We start from the raw sequence: 17,970 nt of genomic DNA, 5'->3' as shown, positions 1-17,970 counted from the left end.
CGAGATCGTCGGTGAGCCTCGAAATATTTCGAAATGTCTCCGACACAAACGCACTTCTTGAGGAGAGCAGCAGATGACGGCTCTAGAGCGGACACCTGAGGCGGGCCGGGCACTCCGTCCGTGGCAGGACCCGGCGCTTCCCGTCGCCGACCGAGTCGACGCCCTCCTCGCGGAGCTGACCCTGGAGGAGAAGATCGGCCAGCTGGGCAGCCGGTGGATCGGCAACGACATGCCGGAGCCCGACGAGCCGGAGCCCGGCGCCGAGTCCCTGAACGTCGCGCCCATGCAGGACGTCTTCGCCGCCTCCGGCTCCGTCCCGCTGGAGGAGGCCGCCCGCCACGGGCTCGGCCACCTGACCCGCGTGTACGGCAGCGCCCCCGTGACCACGGCCGAGGGCGCCGCCGAGGTGGTCCGGCTGCAGCGGGCCGTGGTCGGGAGCTCCCGGCTCGGCATCCCCGCGATCGTCCACGAGGAGTGCCTGACCGGCTTCACGAGCTACGGCGCGACCGTCTACCCCGCGGCCATCGCCTGGGGAGCCACCTTCGACCCCGGCCTGGTCGAGCGGATGGCCGCGGCCATCGGGCGCGACATGGCCGCCCTGGGCGTGCACCAGGGCCTGTCCCCGGTGCTCGACGTCGTGCGCGACTACCGGTGGGGGCGGGTCGAGGAGACGATGGGGGAGGACCCCTACCTCGTGGCGATGCTCGGCACCGCCTACGTCCGCGGGCTCGAGAGCGCCGGCGTCATCGCCACGCTCAAACACTTCGCCGGCTACTCCGCCTCGCGTGCGGCCCGCAACCACGGGCCCGTGCCGATGGGCCGCCGCGAGCTGATGGACATGATCCTGCCGCCGTTCGAGACGGCCATCACGCTCGGCGGCGCCCGCTCGGTGATGAACTCCTACTCCGACGTCGACGGCGTCCCCGCCGGGGCCGACCCCTGGCTGCTGACCGAGCTGCTGCGCGACGAGTGGGGCTTCACCGGCACCGTCGTCTCCGACTACTGGGCGGTCCCGTTCCTGGCGACCATGCACGAGGTCGCCGCCGACACCGACGAGGCCGGCGTGCAGGCGCTCACCGCCGGCATCGACGTCGAGCTGCCCGACACGCTCGGCTTCGGCCGGCACCTGGCCGAGCGGGTCAGGAACGGCGACCTTCCCGAATCGCTGATCGACCGGGCCGCCCGCCGCCTGCTCACCCAGAAGGCCGAGCTCGGGCTGCTCGACCACGACTGGACACCGGAGCGCTCGGTCGCCGCGGCCGGAGGCGTCGACCTCGACTCGCCGGGCAACCGCGCCCTGGCCAGGGAGCTGGCCGAGCGCTCGATCGTCCTGCTGGACGGCGGAGACGTCCTGCCGCTGCTCGGCGAGGGCCGCCAGGGCCCGCGCAGCGTCGCCGTCGTCGGCCCCGCCGCGCACGACCCGCGCACGTTCATGGGCTGCTACGCCTTCCCCAACCACGTCCTGCCCCGCCATCCCGGCCTCGGGCTCGGCATCGAGGCGCCCACCGTGCTCGACGCGCTGCGCGAGGAGCTGCCGGGCGCCGAGATCCGCCACGAACGCGGCTGCGACGTGCGCGGCGACGACCGCTCCGGCTTCGCCGCCGCGGTGTCTGCCGCGCGCGGCTCCGACCTGTGCGTCGCCGTCGTCGGCGACCTGGCAGGGCTGTTCGGCCAGGGCACCTCGGGCGAGGGCTGCGACGCCGACGACCTGCGGCTTCCCGGCGTGCAGGCCGACCTGCTGGCCGAGCTGGCCGCCACGGGTACGCCGGTCATCGTCGTCGTGGTCTCGGGGCGCCCGTACGCGCTGGGGGAGGTGCACGCCGGAGCCGCCGCGCTCGTCCAGGCGTTCATGCCCGGCGAGGAGGGCGCGGCGGCCATCGCAGGCGTGCTGTCCGGACGGGTCCAGCCCGCGGGCCGGCTGCCCGTGCAGATCCCGCGCGGGCACGGCGGGCAGCCGGGCACCTACCTGCAGCCGCCGCTGGGGGCCAACAGCGAGGGCATCAGCAACCTCGACCCGACCCCGCTGTTCCCCTTCGGATACGGCGCCTCCTACACCACCTTCGAGGTCGGCGACCTGGTGATCAGCGACGCCGAGGTGCCCACCGACGGCGAGTTCACGGTGGCGGTCAACGTCCGCAACACCGGCGGCCGGGCCGGCGAGGAGGTCGTCCAGCTCTACCTGCACGACGTCGTCGCCCAGGTGACCAGACCGGTGCGGCAGCTGGCCGGGTTCGCCCGCGTGCGGCTGGAGCCCGGCGAGAGCGCCGGCGTGCGCTTCCACGTGCACGCAGACCGGACCGCCTTCACCGGCCGCGACCTGCGCAGGATCGTCGAGCCGGGCGAGATCGAGGTGCTCGCCGGCACCTCGGCCGCCGACCTGCCGTGCCGCGGCACCGTACGCCTGACCGGTCCGCTACGCCATCCCGGCCCCGGGCGGCGGCTCGTGACACCCGTTGACGTCGGCCCCGGCGGTGCCGGGCAGGGGGGTGGAGATGCCGGCCAGTCCTAGGCGGGCCACGCTCGCGACCGTCGCCGCCTCGGCGGGCGTGTCGGTCGCGACCGTGTCGAAAGTGCTCAACGGCCGCAGCGACGTCGCGCCCGCCACCCGCTCGCTGGTGGAGGCGCTGCTGCGGCAGCACGACTACGTCGCCCCCAGCCCGCGCAGGGGCGAGGTCGCCGGGGCGGGCAGCGTCGAGCTGCAGTTCGACGCCGACCTCAACGCCTACTCGACCGAGATCATCCAGGGGGCGGTGGCCGCCGCGGCGGAGGCCGGCGTCGGGGTCGTGGTCAGCATCAGGCGCGCCGACCGCACCGCCGCCTGGGCCCGCGGCCTGGTCGCCGCCGGCCGCCGGGGGCTGATCGCGGTCACCAGCGAGCTGACCGCCGGGCAGCTCGCCGCGCTGGCCAAGGCCCGGCTGCCGCTCGTCCTCATCGACCCGCTCAACCTGCCGCGCGCCCGCGTGACCAGCATCGGGTCGACGAACTTCGCCGGCGGCCTGGCCGCCACCCAGCACCTGCTCTCCCTCGGCCACCGGCGCATCGCCTACGTCGGAGGCCCCGCCGTCGCGGCCTGCAACCAGGCCCGGCTGCACGGCTACAGGGCCGCCATGGAGGCCGAAGGCACGCCCGTGCTGCCGGGCTACGTGCAGACCGGGCACTTCCGCTACCACGACGGCGTGACGGGCGGCGCGGCCGTGCTCGACCTGCCGCGACCCCCCACGGCGATCTTCGCGGCCAGCGACGAGACCGCGCTCGGCATCATGGAGGCCGCCCGGGCGCGAGGGCTGCGCATCCCCGAAGACCTCAGCATCGTGGGGTTCGACGACACCCAGATCGCCCAGATGGCCTCACCGCCGCTCACCACCGTCCGCCAGCCGCTGCGCGAGATGGGCGGCGTGGCCCTCCGCACCGCGCTGCGCCTGGCGGCGGGGGAGAAGATCGACTCCCACCATGTCGAGCTCGCCACCGGCCTCGTCGTCCGGGGCTCCACGGCCCCCGTCGCACCCGCCTGAACGCCGGCCGCCACCCGCCCCGCAGCGTCGGGAAGATCGTGGGCGTGGAGATGGTTGCCTCTGTTCGTGGAGGAGAGCGAGGTCGTGGTGATCGGCGCCGGGCAGGCGGGACTGTCCAGCGCGTACTTCCTGCGCCGGCTCGGTATCGAGCCGGTCGTGCTGGACGCGGCGGAGGGGCCCGGGGGAGCGTGGCGGCACCGTTCGCCCACGCTGACCATGGACAAGGTGCACGGCATCTTCGACCTGCCAGGCCTGCGCCGCCCGCCGGAGACCACGGGCCGGCGGCCTGCCGCCGAGGTGGTGCCCGGCTACTACGCGGACTACGAGCGCGAGCAGGAGCTGGAGGTGCTCCGGCCGGTCAGGGTCGCCTCCGTGCGGCGCGGGCCGGGCGGCCGGCTGGTGGTCGTGACCGACGTGGGGGAATGGGCGGCCAGAGCCGTGGTCAACGCGACCGGCACATGGACGCGACCTCACTGGCCGTACTCTCCGGGAGCCGCCGGATTCCGCGGGCGCGCGCTCCACTACGTGAGCTACCGCGGGCCGGCGGAGTTCGCCGGCCGGCACGTGGCCGTCGTGGGCGGCGGGGCCTCGGCGATGCACGTGCTGTCCGAGACGGCCGGGGTCGCCGCCACGACGGCGTGGTTCACCCGCCGCCCGCCTCTGTTCAGGGACGACTTCGACGAGGACGCCAGGCGGGAGGTCGTGGCGATGGTCGACGAGCGCGTGCGCGCCGGTCTGCCGCCGCAGAGCGTCGTCGGCGTCACCGGCCTGCCCTACACCACGGTCGTGCGCGAGGCGCTCGCCAAGGGGGCGCTCGACCGCCTGCCGATGTTCGACCGCGTCACCGAGCACGGTGTCGCGTGGAACGACGGGCGGACCCTCGAGGCCGACACCATCATCTGGGCCACCGGCTTCCGCTCGGCCCTCGACCACCTCGCGCCCCTGCGTCTCAGGGAGCCGGGCGGCGGCATCATGGTGGACGGGACCCAGGTGGTCAAGGAGCCCGCGCTCCAGCTCGTCGGCTACGGCCCGTCGGCCAGCACGATCGGCGCCAACCGCGCCGGCCGCACGGCCGCCCGCAACGTCCGCGCCCACCTCGCCACCGCCACCGCCCGCCCGGCCGCCTGAAACCCGACACCCGCCCCGGGCCTGCCCGGCGTCGCCCCCCGGCGTCGCCACCCGGCGTCGCCCCCTGGCCGGGCCTCTCGCAGGCCCGGCCGCCGTGTCCGAGGCCGACGTCGGGGAGACGGGCGGAAAGGGTAGGCCGCTGGTCACCGTTCGGCGACGCCGAAGGCGGTCCAGCCTCGGGCGGGGAAACCCGCCGCCCGCGCCACGGCCGCCGACGCGTCGTTCTCCACGGCGTGCAGGTACGTCGGCACCGCCCCTTCGTCGAGCACCCGCCGGGCGGCCTGCGCCACCAGCCGCCTGGCCAGCCCGCGCCCGCGTGCCGCCGGGGCCGTCACCACCGCCAGCTCGTGCCCGTACGCGTCGTGCCGTTTGATCCCCACCCCCGCCAGGTGCTCGCCCGTACCGGGGTCGGTGGCCACCAGGACCTCCCCGCCGAAGGGATGCAGCCAGGCGGGTACGCCGGGGGCGGTGGCGGGCCGCCACCGCCCGGCGTCCCGCAGCGGGGCCGGGCGGGTGGTCCAGCGGAAGACGGCTTCGAACCAGCCGCGCTCCGGGTATGCGACGATCCTGGGCACCTCGGCCATCGTCCGCGCGGCGGCCACGCGGGTCACGTGCTCCGGGGGCACCGACAACACGCCGCCGTCCGGGGTGCGTACGCCGAGCGCCGGGTGGATCTGGCCGTCCCAGCCGGGCAGGGTGCGCCGGCGGGAGCCGATGACCTGGAGCTTCTCCGTGGGCGGCCAGGCGCCGAGCCACTCGCGCAGATGATCGTCGATCGCCACGAGGCCACTCTATGGAGGAGGAAAGATATCGATTGCGGCAGGGGGCCTACACTCGGGCGAAGAGGGTCGACACACGGTGTAACACCGGGTTAGCGTCCTGACATAAGGATCTTTTTCCGGTCAGGAGGTCCCCCATGGACGTTCCCGGCTACACCGAAATCCGGGAGCTCGGACACGGCGGGACCGGGCGGGTCATGCTCGCCGTACGCGACTCCGACGGGCTGGCCGTCGCGATCAAGCACCTGTCCGACCCGTTGCGCGAGGACGACGAGTTCGCCGGCAGGTTCAGGGCCGAGGCGCAGGTCATCCAGGAGATCGACAGCCCCCACACGGCCCGCGTGCTGGACTACGTCGAGGCCGACGACGACGCCGTCATCGTGATGGAGCTGGTCGACGGCGTCACGCTCCGGCGGCTGCTGGCGGACGAGGGTGCGACCGGAGCGGAGTCGGCGCTCGTGGTGCTGAAGGGGGCGCTGCTCGGGCTGGCCGAGGCGCACGAGCGCGGCGTCGTGCACCGGGACTTCAAACCCGAGAACGTGATCATCACCCGGGAGGGCGAGAGCAAGCTCGTCGACTTCGGCGTGGCCGCGCACGTCGGAGAGACGGCCGACCTCGTCGGCACCCCCTCCTACATGGCCCCCGAGCAGTGGGACGAGGCCCCGGCCGGCCCGGCGACCGACGTCTACGCCGCGACGCTGGTGTTCTTCGAGTGCCTGACCGGCCATCGCCCCTTCCAGGGGACCGACGTGGCCGCCCTGGCCTACCAGCACCAGTACGTCCCGCCTCCGGTCGAGGAGGTGGACGAGCCGCTGCGGCCGATCGTCGAGCACGGCCTTGCCAAGGACCCCGCGGCCCGGCCGGAGTCGGCGCGGGCGTTCCTGGCCGAGCTGGAGGGCGTCGCGCTGACCTCGTACGGGGAGGACTGGGAGCAGCGGGGACGGGCCGGCCTCGGCCTCCTGACCGTGCCGCTCACCGCGCTGCTGCCCCGGCCGCAGCCGGCGGCCGACGGGGGCTCCACGAGCCTGTTCCACACCACGATGGCGCCCGCGACCAAGTTCGCCGTGACGGGCGGGCTGGTGCTGGCGACCGCGGCGGCGGTGGTGTCGGCGTTCGTGGTCCTGGGCGATCCGCCCGGCACGAGGAGCGGCACCGCCCTTCCGCCGCCCGCGACGGCGTCCGCGTCCGCGTCCGCGTCCGTGCCGGCGCCGGCCACGCCGACGTCCGCCGCGCCGACCTCGTCGGAGCCGGAGCCGAGCGTGTCGCTCAGGGAGACGCCGCCGGCCGTCACCCACGTCGGCCGGCCGGACACGCCGCCCGTGGTGAGGCCGCGCCCGACCCGCGAGCCGACTCGCGAGCCCACCCGGACCAGCCGTCCGGAGCCGACCCCGCCGACGACCCCGCCGACGACCCCGCCGACGACGCTGCCCACCGCCGACGACCCGCCCGCCACCGACCCTCCTGACGATCCGCCCGACGACCCGCCGCCCGGCACGAACGAGCCCGACCCTCCGGTGCGGGACAGGGAGCCGCTCCTGTCGGTCTCGGTCTCGGTGTCGCTCGGCCTGCCGGTGCTCGGCGGCGACGGCGACGGCCTGGTGGACGCCGGCATCGGCCTGGGCCTGGGCTCCAGCCTTCTGGGGGTCGTGCTGGTGCCGGGGTCGGTGCTGCTCGGACGGCAGATCGTGGTCCGCAGGGTACGCCGGTCGCGCGAGCGGGGCCGGCCGTGAGTTGCGTGCCACGGGCCATGATCGTCTACTATCGGCGTCGAATAGAGGGCGTCCCCCCGGCCTGAATAACTCCTGACCGGAACTCGCCCTGCGGTTCGGGGTGAGGAGAACAGTGGCGGTTGCGTCACCCGCCGTCCGGTCGTACGGCCCTGCCCGCGAACGCAGCGGGGCCGGCCTGCTCGCCACCGCGCTGCTCGCCGGCCTTCTCGCGGGGCTTCTCGGGGCGGCGCCCGCGCACGCCGACCCCAAGCCCACGGTCAAACGGCTGAAGAAGGAGCTGGCCGGGCTGCAGAAGGAGTCGGACAAGCTCATCGCCGGCTACTACAGCAGCCGCATCGCCCGGGAGAAGGCCGAGAAGGCGGAGAAGGCCGCGCGGAAGAAGCTGGCCGCCGCCCAGAAGGTCTACGACCGCCACTCCACCGAGCTCAGGGCCATGGCCGTCGCCCAGTACACCGGCGGCGAGCCCGGCGCGCTCACCCTGCTGTCCGGAGAGCGGGAGCCGACGGCCCTCTTCGGCCGGATGGCCCTGGCCCGGCACCTCGTCGCCCGGCAGGACGCCAGGCTGCGCGACCACGCCAGGGTCAGGGACGAGCACCGTCAGGCGACCGGCGAGGCCGCCGCCCGCGCCAAGGAGCTCGCCCGCACGACGGGCGACCTGGAGGAGCGCAAGGAGAAGGCCGAGAAGCAGATCGAACGTATCAAGGACAAGATCGACCAGTTGCACGAGGCGCCGGGCGTGCGGCGCTCCGACGGCACGTGGGTGCCGCAGCTGCCTGAAGGGTCCGACCACATCACGCCCAGGATGCGGCTGGTCAGGAAGCTCATCCAGGACCGGTTCGACGTGCCGTACGGGATCGGCTGCTTCCGGGCGATCCAGGACGGCGGCGAGCATCCGCTCGGGCGCGCCTGCGACTTCATGCTGAGCCGCGGCGGCGCCATGCCGTCGGCGGCGGAGCTCGAACGCGGCGACCAGATCGCCAAGTGGGCGATCAAGAACGCCAAGCGGCTCGGCATCATGTACATCATCTATCGCCAGCGGATCTGGCACGCCGGGTCCGGGACGTGGCGCACGATGTCGGACCGTGGCGGCACGACGGCCAACCACTACGACCACCCGCACATCTCGGTCTATTGACCGGTCAGTCCTTGGCCAGGGCCGCCAGCAGGCGGTCTTCGGTGACCTCGGAGCCGGTGAGCTGCTCGGTGATCGCGCCGTCGCGCAGCACCACCACGCTGTCGCAGTTCTCCACCAGCTCGGCGACGTCGGACGAGATGAGCAGGATCGCCAGCCCGTCGACGGCGAGCTCGTCGAGCAGCGCCTGCATCTCCAGCTTGGTCGCCACGTCGACCCCGCGGGTCGGCTCGTCCAGCAGCAGCACCTTGGGGTGCATGGCCAGCCACCGCGCCAGCAGCACCTTCTGCTGGTTGCCGCCCGACAGCTCGCCGGCCGGCTGCCGGGGCGAGACCGCCTTGATCCCCAGCCGCTTCATGAACGTCGCCACGATGCCGTCCACCTGCGCGTCGGACACGATCCCGGCCCGCGACAGCCGGGGCAGCGCGGCCAGCGCGATGTTGTCGCGCACCGACAGCGTGGGCACGATGCCCTCGGTCTTCCTGTTCTCCGGCACCAGGCCGATCCCGGCGCGTACGGCGCTCCTGACCGACCATTTGCGGGCCCCCGGCGACGGGCGCGCGCCGGCCACCGTCACCTGCCCCGCGTCCACCGGCAGGGCGCCCGCGATGGCGCGGGCCGTCTCGCTGCGGCCGGCGCCGAGCAGTCCGCCGAGCCCGACCACCTCGCCGGCCCGCATCGCCAGCGACACCCCGTCGAGCACGTGGTGGCGGGTGAGGCCCTTGGCCTCCAGCACGGGCTCGTCGGCGGGCTCGTCGGCCTGGCCGGCCGCGAGCGACGGCTCCACCGGGTGGAACGGCCGTCCCAGCATGAGCGAGACCAGCCGCAGCCGGTCGAGCCCCGCCAGCGGCCCGGTGTGCACGACCCGGCCGTCACGCAGCACCGTGACCCGGTCGCAGATGCCGAACAGCTCTTCCAGCCGGTGGGTGACGTAGATGACCGAGCGGCCCTCCTCGCGCAGGCGGGTCACGGCGCCGAACAGGGTCTCCAGCTCGGCGTGCTCCAGCGCCGACGTGGGCTCGTCCATGATGACCAGGCGGGCGTCCGCGGTGGCCGCCCTGGCCAGGGCGACGAGCTGGCGGGTGCCCTCGTTGAGCGAGGCGAGCGGGCGGCGCACGTCGACGCGCAGCCCGTACGCGGCCAGCACCTCCTCGGCGCGGGAGTGCACGGCCGCGGAGTCGATCAGCCCGAGCCGGCCCCGTGGTTCCCTGCCGAGCAGCAGGTTGCGGGCGACGCTCATGGTGGGGACGAGGTTGGTCTCCTGGTGGATCGTGGCGATCCCGGCCCGCCTGGCGTCGGCCGGGCCGGCGAACCTGACCGGGTCACCGTGGAGGCGCAGCTCGCCCGCGTCGGGCGGGTGGACGCCTGAGAGCACCTTCACCAGGGTCGACTTGCCCGCGCCGTTTCCGCCGACCAGGGCGTGCACCTCGCCGGGGCGTACGGACATGGTGACGTGGTCGAGGGCGGTGACGCCCTGGAAGGTCTTGAGAACGCCTGCCACCTGTAGCACGGTTGCCTCCGCCTTGATGGTGGTCGAGCAAGAAAACATTCCCGTAACGGGTTTGTCACATTCGATCGGTAGGACGATCAGAACTGGGCGACGTGCAGGCGCACGCCCCGGCCGCTCAGCTCGTCGAGCACGTCGCGGGGCGCGGAGTCGTCGGTGACCAGGTGGCTGATCTGGTCGGCGGGCACGGTCTGGACCATCGTGTCGACGCCGACCTTGGTGTGGTCGGCCAGCACGACGACCTCCTCGGCGGCCGCGGCCAGCGCCCGGTCGACGCCCGCCACCTGCATGTTGGGCGTGGACAGCCCGCGGTCGGCGCTGAGCCCGTTGCCCGAGATGAACGCCCTGCGCACCCGCAGCCCCGCCAGCGAGTGCTCGGCCGCGCTGCCCACCAGGGCCAGGATCGACCCGCGCAGCGTGCCGCCGGTCAGCATCACCTCGACGCGCGGCGAGCCGGCCAGCACCTGGGCGACCAGCAGCGAGTTGGTCACGACGGCCAGCTCGGAGTGCCGCGTCAGGCGGCGGGCGAACTCCTGCGTGGTGGTGCCGGGCCCGACCACGATGGCGTCGCCGTCCTCCACGAGCGCGGCGGCCAGCTCGGCGATGGCGGCCTTCTCGGCGGACTCGAGCGAGACCTTGTGCGTGTAGCCGGCCTCGCGCGACAGCTCGCCAGGCAGGGTGGCGCCGCCGTGGTGGCGGTTGAGCAGGCCCTCCGACTCCAGGGCGCGCAGGTCGCGGCGGACGGTGACCTCGGAGGAGCGGACGGCCTGGGCGAGCTCGCGCAGCGACACCGCGCCGTTGGCGCGCACCAACTCGAGGATGCGCTGCCTGCGTTCGGCGGCGAACACGGGCCTGCGGCCGTCGCTCTGCGTGTCGCTCACGTCCCGATCATATTCGACGCGCCAACATGCGTTCACCTCTGACCGAACGCGAACGAATCTGATCGGAAATCTTGACCAGCTCGGTCCGGCAGTGCTTATTTTGGAGCATGTCAGGGTCAAAAGCTGTCCGAACGTGATCAGCGCATCGAAAGGACCCCCCCGTTGCGTAAGCCCCTCGTGCTGTTGCTCGCCATCCTGATGTCCGTCTTATGGCAGGTGCCGCCGCCCGCCTCCGCCTCAGCCGCGGTCGAGCGGCACGGCCTGCGCGGCGACTACTACCTCGCCTCGGCCGCGGGCGCGTTCGACTTCGCAGAGCTCAAGGCGAGCGTCGTCGACCCCAACCTGGAACTGGCCGACCTGAATCCCGTGTTCACGATGCTGACCGGCAGGGAGGACGACGTCACCGTCCGGTGGACCGGGCAGATCCAGCCCGAGCACTCCGAGACCTACACCTTCTCCATGATCGGCGACAACGGCTTCCGTCTCTGGATCGACGGCAAGCCGATCATCGACCACTGGGTGGACGACTGGGACAAGGAGCAGACCGGCACCCCGATCGCCCTGGAGGCCGGCAGGAAGTACGACGTCAAGGTCGAGTACTTCGAGCACTACGGCGGCGCCCACCTGCGGCTGCGGTGGCAGAGCCCGAGCCAGCCGAAGGCCGTCGTCCCCGCGGAGGCGTTCACGCTGCCCGAGGACTTCGAACCCGGAGGCCCAGCCGAGGCCCGGCTCGACGAGGCCGGTGACGTCGCCAGGCTCACCTTCCCCAAGGCGCTCGCCGACCTGCCCGCGGGGGCGGCCGGCAAGCTCGCCGTCACCGTCGGCGGGACGGACTGGCCCGTGACCGCGGCGACCCTGAAGGGCCCCGAGACCGTCGAGCTCAAGCTGGAGCACCCGATCCCCGCCAAGGCCGGCAACACCGTACGCACCGGCTACGACGGCACCGGCGGCATCACCTACGCCGACGGCACCGAGCTGGCCGCCTACACCTACGGCTACGTGCACAACGCCTCCGCCTACATCCTGCGCAGCAAGTGGGCCGACGACGTCGACCCGGCGAAGCCGCTGCCCGAGTACCCCAGGCCGCAGCTCGTCAGGGACCGCTGGCAGAGCCTCAACGGCACCTGGCAGTTCGGCCCGGCCAAGGAGGGCGAGGCCGCGCCCGTCGGCCGTGACCTGCCCGAGCGCATCGTCGTGCCGTACCCCGTCGAGTCCCAGCTGTCCGGGATCGGCCGGCACGAGGAGCGCATGTGGTACCGCAGGACGTTCGAGGTGCCGCGCGGCTGGCGCGGCGAGCGCGTCCTGCTGCACCTCGACGCGGTGGACTGGCAGGCCGCCGTCTACGTCAACGGCAAGCAGGTCACCACTCACAAGGGCGGCTACGACCGGATCAGCGTGGACGTGACCGGCGCGCTCAAGCGCCACGGCCGCCAGGAACTGGTCGTGGGCGTGTACGACCCGTCCGATGCCGGCAGCCAGGCCCTCGGCAAGCAGCGGCTCAACCCGGGCGGCATCTGGTACACCACCGTGTCCGGCATCTGGCAGTCCGTCTGGCTCGAGCCGGTCGCCGAGGACCACGTCGAGCGCGTCGACGCCGTGCCTGACGTGCCGGGCCAGGCGGTCGAGGTGACGGTGCACGGCTCGCCGGGCACCGTGGTCGTGACGGCCAGGGACGGCAGGCGCGTGGTCGGCAGGGCCACCGGCAAGAGCGGCGAGGAGCTCAGGATCCCGGTGCGCAAGCCCAGGCTCTGGTCTCCCGACGACCCCCACCTGTACGACCTGGAGGTCAGGCTCAAGCGCGACAAGGTCGAGTCGTACTTCGGGATGCGCTCCATCGAGGTGTCCGGCAACCGGATGGTCCTCAACGGCAAGCCGGTCTTCCAGATCGGCCCGCTCGACCAGGGCTTCTGGCCCGACGGCATCTACACCGCCCCGACCGACGAGGCCCTGCGCTACGACCTGGAGCAGACCAAGGCGCTCGGCTTCAACGCGGTGCGCAAGCACGTCAAGGTCGAGCCCGACCGCTGGTACCACCACGCCGACAAGCTGGGCCTGCTGGTCTGGCAGGACATGCCGTCGACCGTACGCGCCGACGACCGGCCCCAGTTCGAGGCCGAGTTGCGCGAGCTGGTCGACCAGCACCGCAGCAGCCCGTCGATCGTGATGTGGGTGCCGTTCAACGAGGGCTGGGGGCAGTACGACCAGGCGCGCATCGCCGACCTGGTCAAGGGCTGGGACCCCTCGCGCCTGGTGAACAACATGAGCGGGGTCAACTGCTGCGGCGCCGTGGACGGCGGCAACGGCGACGTCAAGGACTTCCACATCTACCCCGGCCCCGGCAACCCCGGCAACCCCGAGGGGACCAGGGCCAACGTGATCGGCGAGTACGGCGGGCTGGCCCTGCCGATGGTCGGCCACACCTGGTCCGGCGGCGGCTGGGGCTACGCGGTCGAACCCGACCCGGAGTCCCTCACCGACCGCTACGTCGGCATGATCGAGGAGCTGGAGCGGCTGCACGCCTGCGAGCAGCTCAGCGCCGCGATCTACACCCAGACGACCGACGTCGAGACCGAGATCAACGGCCTGATGACGTACGACCGGGCGGTCACCAAGCCCGACGTGAAGCGCGTCCACGACGCGCACAAGGCGCTGACGGGCGCGATCAACCCGCCCTGCGCCTGAGCTCCGCCGCGCCCCGGCCTCGTGGCCCGGGCGCGGCTCCTGATAGGAAAGGAACGCCATGACCCCCCATCTCCGGGCAGCCGCGCTGACGCTGGCCGTGCTCCTCACCGCGTCGGCCTGCGCCAAGTCGGAGGAGCCGCAGAGCGCGCCCGCCGCCACCGGCACCGCCGGGCAGCAGGTCGTCCAGACCCCCACCGGCTCGGCCGGGCCCACGTGCACGCTCGAACAGTTCGGCGGCACGAAGTTCGACCTCGAGACGGCCACGGTCGGCTTCTCCCAGTCGGAGAAGGAGGCCAACCCGTTCCGGATCGCCGAGACCAAGTCGATCAGGGACGAGGCGGCCAAGCTCGGCGTCAAGGACCTCAAGGTCACCAACGCCCAGTCGCAGTTCTCCAAGCAGATCACCGACGTGCAGCAGCTCATCGCCCAGGGCGTGCAGCTCCTGGTCATCGCCCCGCTCAACTCCGACGGCTGGGAGCCCGTGCTCCAGCAGGCCGCCGCCAAGAAGATCCCGATCATCACGGTCGACCGGCAGATCAACGCCAAGCCGTGCAGCGACTATCTGACGTTCATCGGCTCGGACTTCTACGAGCAGGGCAAACGCGCCGCCGACCGCATGATCGACGCTCTCGGCGGCAAGGGCAAGGTCGCCATCCTCCTCGGCGCCCCCGGCAACAACGTCACCACCGAGCGGACGAACGGCTTCAAGGACCGCGTCAAGGAGAAGGCGCCGGACATCACGATCTCGTTCGAGCAGACCGGCGAGTTCGCCCGCGAGAAGGGCCAGCAGGTCACCGAGCAGCTCATCCAGTCCAACCCCGACATCAACGGCATCTACGCCGAGAACGACGAGATGGCCCTGGGCGCCGTGACCGCGCTGAAGGGCGCGGGCAAGGAGGCCGGCGACATCAAGATCGTGTCGGTGGACGGCACCCGCAGCGCCGTCCAGGCCATCGCCGACGGCTGGCTGCACGCGGTCATCGAGTCGAACCCCCGCTTCGGCCCGCTGGCCTTCGAGACCGCGCAGAAGTTCCTGGACGGAGAGGCCATCCCCGACAAGGTGATCATCTCCGACCGGGACTACGACACGACCAACGCCAAGGACTCCCTCGGTGAGGCGTACTGACTTGGAACCGGTTCTCGAGGCCAGGGGGGTCAGCAAACGCTTCCCCGGCGTGCTCGCCCTCGACGGCGTGTCCCTCGCCCTCCGCCCTGGTGAGGTGCACGCCCTCGTGGGGGAGAACGGCGCCGGCAAGTCCACGCTGATCAAAGTCTTCACCGGCGTCTACCAGCCGGACGGCGGCGAGCTGCGCCACCAGGGCGAACCCGCAGCCTTCGGCACCCCCATGGACGCGCGGCGCGCCGGCATCTCCACCATCTACCAGGAGGTCAACCTCGTCCCGATGATGAGCGTGGCCCGCAACCTGCTGCTCGGCCGCGAGCCGCGCCGCTTCGGCGTGATCGACTCCGCCGCCATGAACGGCGAGGCGGAACGGGTCCTCGCCGGCTACGGCGTCGAAACCGACGTCAGGCGGCCCCTGCGGTCGCTCGGCGTCGGCGCCCAGCAGATGGTCGCGCTGGCCAGGGCGGTGTCCATCGACGCGCGGGTGGTCATCATGGACGAGCCCACCTCGTCGCTGGAGCCGCGCGAGGTCGAGACGCTGTTCGGGGTGATCAGGCGGCTGCGCGACGAGGGCATCGCCGTCATGTACGTCAGCCACCGCCTCGACGAGCTCTACCAGGTGTGCGACCAGGTGACCGTGCTGCGCGACGGCCGGGTCGCCCACACGGGGGCGCTGGCCGGCGTCGAACGCCTGCGGCTCATCTCGCTGATGCTCGGCCGCGACCTGCACGAGGTCCGCTCGCACGGCATGACCCGCTTCTCCCGCGGCCGCGCGGGTGCGGGCTCCGACGGGCCCTCTGACGGCGGCGGGAGCCGGCGCTCCCCGGTCGTCGAGGCGCGCGGCCTGACCCGGCGGCACGTCCTCGACGGCGTGGACGTGTCCGTCCGGCCCGGCGAGGTCGTCGGGCTCGGCGGGCTGCTCGGCGCCGGCCGTACCGAGACCGCCAAGGCCATCGTCGGGGCGCTCCCGCTGGACGGCGGGCAGGTGCTCGTGGCCGGGGCGCCCGTGCGCGCCGGCTCCACCACGGCGGCCATCCGCGCGGGCGTCAGCCTGCTGCCCGAGGACCGCAAGGCCGAGGGCATCATCCCGACCCTGTCCGTCCGCGAGAACATCGCGCTCGCCGCGCTGCCCTCGCTCGGCCGGGGCGGCGTGGTGTCGGACGCCAAGATCGACCGCGTGGTCGAGATCTTCATGCGGAGGCTGAGGATCAAGGCCGCCTCGCCGCACCAGCTCGTCTCAGAGCTGTCCGGCGGCAACCAGCAGAAGGTGCTGCTCGCCCGCTGGCTCGCCGTACGGCCCAAGGTGCTGCTGCTCGACGAGCCCACCCGCGGCATCGACGTCGGCGCCAAGGCCGAGGTGCAGGCGCTGATCGACGAGCTGGCCGGGGAAGGGCTGGGCGTGCTGCTGATCTCCTCCGACCTGGAGGAGCTGGTCGAGGGCGCCGACCGGATCCTCGTGCTGCGCGACGGCGCGGTCGCCGGGGAGCTGTCGGGCGACGACGTCACCGAGGAGAGGATCATGGCGACGATCGCGGAGCAGTCCGATGGCTGAGCTCACCACCCACGGCGGCGGCCGCGCCGCCGTGCTGAAACCGCGCGTGTTCGCCTGGGTGCAGGACTACGGCGTGTACGCGGCCGTGCTGGCGCTGCTGCTGTTCAACGTGCTGTTCACCCCGCACTTCCTGGACGTGTCGAACTTCCGCACCCAGCTCGTCCAGGTCACCCCCATCGTGATCGTCTCCCTGGGCATGGCCCTGGTGATCGGCACCCAGGGCATCGACCTGTCGGTCGGCTCGGCGATGTCGCTGGCCGCCGCGCTCGTCGTCCTCTACCTCGGGTACGGCTGGTTGCCCGCGCTGATCGTCGCCGTGCTCGGCGGCGCCGCGGTGGGGGCCGTGGGAGGGGCTCTGGTCGCCTACGTCAACGTGCAGCCGATCGTGGCCACGCTGGCCCTGCTGGTCGGCGTACGGGGACTGGCCAACGTGCTCGTGCCGCAGCTGGTCGAGTTCCGCAACCCCGACCTGATCGCGCTCGGCAGCAGCTCGGTCGCCGGGATCCCCGTCATCGTGCTGATCGCGGCGGCCCTCACGCTCGTCGTGATGTTCGTGGTGCGGCGGACCACGTTCGGCCGGCAGGTGGTGGCGATCGGCGGCAACCGGTCGGCCAGCGAGCTGTCCGGCCTGCCCGTCAAGCGTGTCCTGCTGACCGTCTACGTGATCTCCGGGCTGCTCGCGGCGCTGGCCGGGGTGCTCGCCACCGCACGGCTGCAGGCCAGCGACCCGACGTCGCTCGGGCTGTTCATCGAGCTGTCGGCGATCACCGCGGTCGTCGTCGGCGGCACCCCGCTGACCGGCGGCCGGATCAGGGTGCTGAGCACGGTCATGGGCGCGCTGCTGATGCAGCTGCTGGCGGCCACGCTGATCAAACACAACCTGCCGCAGTCGTGGACCCAGATGGTCCAGGCGGTCATCATCCTGGCCGCCGTCTACGCCACCAGGGAGCGTGCAAGCAGATGAACCGCGGACAGGTGAGCCGGGTGCTCCAGCAGCACGGCGCGGTCATGGTGCTGGGCGTGGTCGTGATCGTGGGCAGCCTGGCGTTCGACTCCTTCGCCACGCGGGGGAACGCGGTCAGCGTGGTGGTGTCGTCGTCGTTCCTGGCGATCATCGCGATCGGCATGACGTTCGTCATCATCAGCGGCGGCATCGACCTGTCGGTCGGGTCGCTGTTCGTCCTGGGAGGCGTGCTGGCGGCGTACGGCTCGCAATACGGGCTCGTCGTGGCGCTGCTGCTGCCGCTGGCGGTGTGCGGGCTGGTAGGCCTGCTGCAGGGCCTGGTGATCGCGCGTACGGGCATGGCGCCGTTCATCGTCACCCTGGCCGGGCTGCTGGGGGTGCGCGGTCTCATGCTGGCGATCTCCGACGAGGGCGCCACGACGTATCTGGTGAAGGACCCGGCCTTCGCGGAGCTGGGGCGGGGGCAGGTGCTCGGCCTGTCGTACCCCGTCTACATCACGATCGCCCTGTCGCTGGCCGCGATGGTGCTGCTGCAGCGTACGGGCTTCGGCCAGAACGTCTACGCCATCGGCGGCAACGAGCAGGCGGCGGCGCTCATGGGCGTGCCGGTGGCGCGGACCAAGGTCTACGTGTACCTGATGTCGGGGCTGCTCGCGGGGCTGGCCGGCGCGCTCAACGCGGCCCGCCTGTCGTCCGGGGTCACGATCCTCGGCATCGGGCTGGAACTCGACGTGATCGCCGCCGTGGTGATCGGCGGGACCCTGCTGACCGGGGGAGCGGGCGGGATCACGGGGACGGTGGCGGGGGTGCTGCTGCTCGGCGTGATCCAGAGCCTGATCAACCAGGTGGGCGACCTGACGTCGGCGTTCCAGCAGGTGGTGAGCGGGTTGTTCCTGGCGCTGGTGGTGGTGGCGCAGCGGCTCCTGAGCAAGGCGCAGCGGCTGACCTGACCGTACGGGTCTCCCGCGTGGCCGTACAGC

General features: G+C 72.7%; 13 protein-coding genes. 10 read left to right on the top strand and 3 right to left on the bottom strand.

What is annotated here, in order from left to right; translation table 11 throughout:
• The first annotated feature begins 73 nt into the window (after positions 1–73).
• Genes ABGB01_RS36870 through ABGB01_RS36860 form a run of 3 tightly spaced genes read left to right on the top strand, consistent with a single transcriptional unit; the run spans position 74 to position 4,640 of the window.
• Positions 74–2,509, top strand: a complete 2,436-nt coding sequence (locus ABGB01_RS36870) for a glycoside hydrolase family 3 N-terminal domain-containing protein (RefSeq protein WP_347778207.1) — start codon at positions 74–76, stop codon at positions 2,507–2,509.
• Positions 2,493–3,512, top strand: coding sequence for a substrate-binding domain-containing protein (locus ABGB01_RS36865; RefSeq protein ID WP_347778206.1), 1,020 nt, complete (start codon positions 2,493–2,495; stop codon positions 3,510–3,512). Before ABGB01_RS36870 ends, ABGB01_RS36865 begins: the two co-directional genes overlap by 17 nt.
• Positions 3,513–3,566: 54 nt before the next feature.
• A complete protein-coding gene (locus ABGB01_RS36860) occupies positions 3,567–4,640 on the top strand; it encodes an FAD-dependent oxidoreductase (protein ID WP_347778205.1) in 1,074 nt (357 codons plus the stop codon).
• Positions 4,641–4,783: 143 nt separating this feature from the next.
• Here the strand turns inward: ABGB01_RS36860 and ABGB01_RS36855 are convergent, their stop codons facing one another.
• Positions 4,784–5,422, bottom strand: a complete 639-nt coding sequence (locus ABGB01_RS36855) for a GNAT family N-acetyltransferase (protein WP_347778204.1) — start codon at positions 5,420–5,422, stop codon at positions 4,784–4,786.
• A 134-nt stretch (positions 5,423–5,556) separates the two neighbouring features.
• Between ABGB01_RS36855 and ABGB01_RS36850 the strand changes: the two genes are divergently transcribed.
• Both ABGB01_RS36850 and ABGB01_RS36845 read left to right on the top strand, forming a co-directional pair.
• Complete coding sequence (locus tag ABGB01_RS36850; RefSeq protein WP_347778203.1) at positions 5,557–7,149, top strand: serine/threonine-protein kinase; 1,593 nt, start codon at positions 5,557–5,559, stop codon at positions 7,147–7,149.
• Between the two features lie 112 nt (positions 7,150–7,261).
• The gene (locus ABGB01_RS36845) at positions 7,262–8,284 is read left to right on the top strand and encodes a hypothetical protein (RefSeq protein ID WP_347778202.1); all 1,023 of its coding nucleotides are present in this window, start codon (positions 7,262–7,264) and stop codon (positions 8,282–8,284) included.
• Positions 8,285–8,288: 4 nt separating this feature from the next.
• Here the strand turns inward: ABGB01_RS36845 and ABGB01_RS36840 are convergent, their stop codons facing one another.
• Positions 8,289–9,782 (bottom strand): sugar ABC transporter ATP-binding protein, encoded by a 1,494-nt coding sequence (locus ABGB01_RS36840; protein ID WP_347778201.1) that lies wholly within the window; start codon positions 9,780–9,782, stop codon positions 8,289–8,291.
• 86 nt (positions 9,783–9,868) lie between these two features.
• Positions 9,869–10,669 carry a DeoR/GlpR family DNA-binding transcription regulator gene (locus tag ABGB01_RS36835; protein ID WP_347778200.1) on the bottom strand — a complete coding sequence of 267 codons (801 nt, stop codon included), beginning with the start codon at positions 10,667–10,669 and terminating at the stop codon, positions 9,869–9,871.
• Positions 10,670–10,831: 162 nt separating this feature from the next.
• On the opposite strand from ABGB01_RS36835, the gene ABGB01_RS36830 reads away from it, so the two are divergent.
• The 5 genes from ABGB01_RS36830 to ABGB01_RS36810 are packed head-to-tail and all read left to right on the top strand — an operon-like array spanning position 10,832 to position 17,940.
• On the top strand, positions 10,832–13,351 hold the full coding sequence (locus ABGB01_RS36830) for a PA14 domain-containing protein (RefSeq protein WP_347778199.1): 2,520 nt from the start codon (positions 10,832–10,834) through the stop codon (positions 13,349–13,351).
• A 58-nt stretch (positions 13,352–13,409) separates the two neighbouring features.
• Positions 13,410–14,477, top strand: a complete 1,068-nt coding sequence (locus tag ABGB01_RS36825) for an ABC transporter substrate-binding protein (RefSeq protein ID WP_347778198.1) — start codon at positions 13,410–13,412, stop codon at positions 14,475–14,477.
• 1 nt (position 14,478) lies between these two features.
• The gene (locus ABGB01_RS36820; protein ID WP_347778197.1) at positions 14,479–16,026 is read left to right on the top strand and encodes a sugar ABC transporter ATP-binding protein; all 1,548 of its coding nucleotides are present in this window, start codon (positions 14,479–14,481) and stop codon (positions 16,024–16,026) included.
• The gene (locus ABGB01_RS36815; protein ID WP_347778196.1) at positions 16,019–16,990 is read left to right on the top strand and encodes an ABC transporter permease; all 972 of its coding nucleotides are present in this window, start codon (positions 16,019–16,021) and stop codon (positions 16,988–16,990) included. Before ABGB01_RS36820 ends, ABGB01_RS36815 begins: the two co-directional genes overlap by 8 nt.
• Positions 16,987–17,940, top strand: a complete 954-nt coding sequence (locus tag ABGB01_RS36810; protein WP_347778195.1) for an ABC transporter permease — start codon at positions 16,987–16,989, stop codon at positions 17,938–17,940. Before ABGB01_RS36815 ends, ABGB01_RS36810 begins: the two co-directional genes overlap by 4 nt.
• The last annotated feature ends 30 nt before the right edge of the window (positions 17,941–17,970 follow it).

It is taken from the genome of Nonomuraea sp. B5E05, assembly GCF_039880665.1.
GTDB lineage: Bacteria > Actinomycetota > Actinomycetes > Streptosporangiales > Streptosporangiaceae > Nonomuraea.
This window is presented reverse-complemented; position numbering and strand designations above follow the sequence as displayed.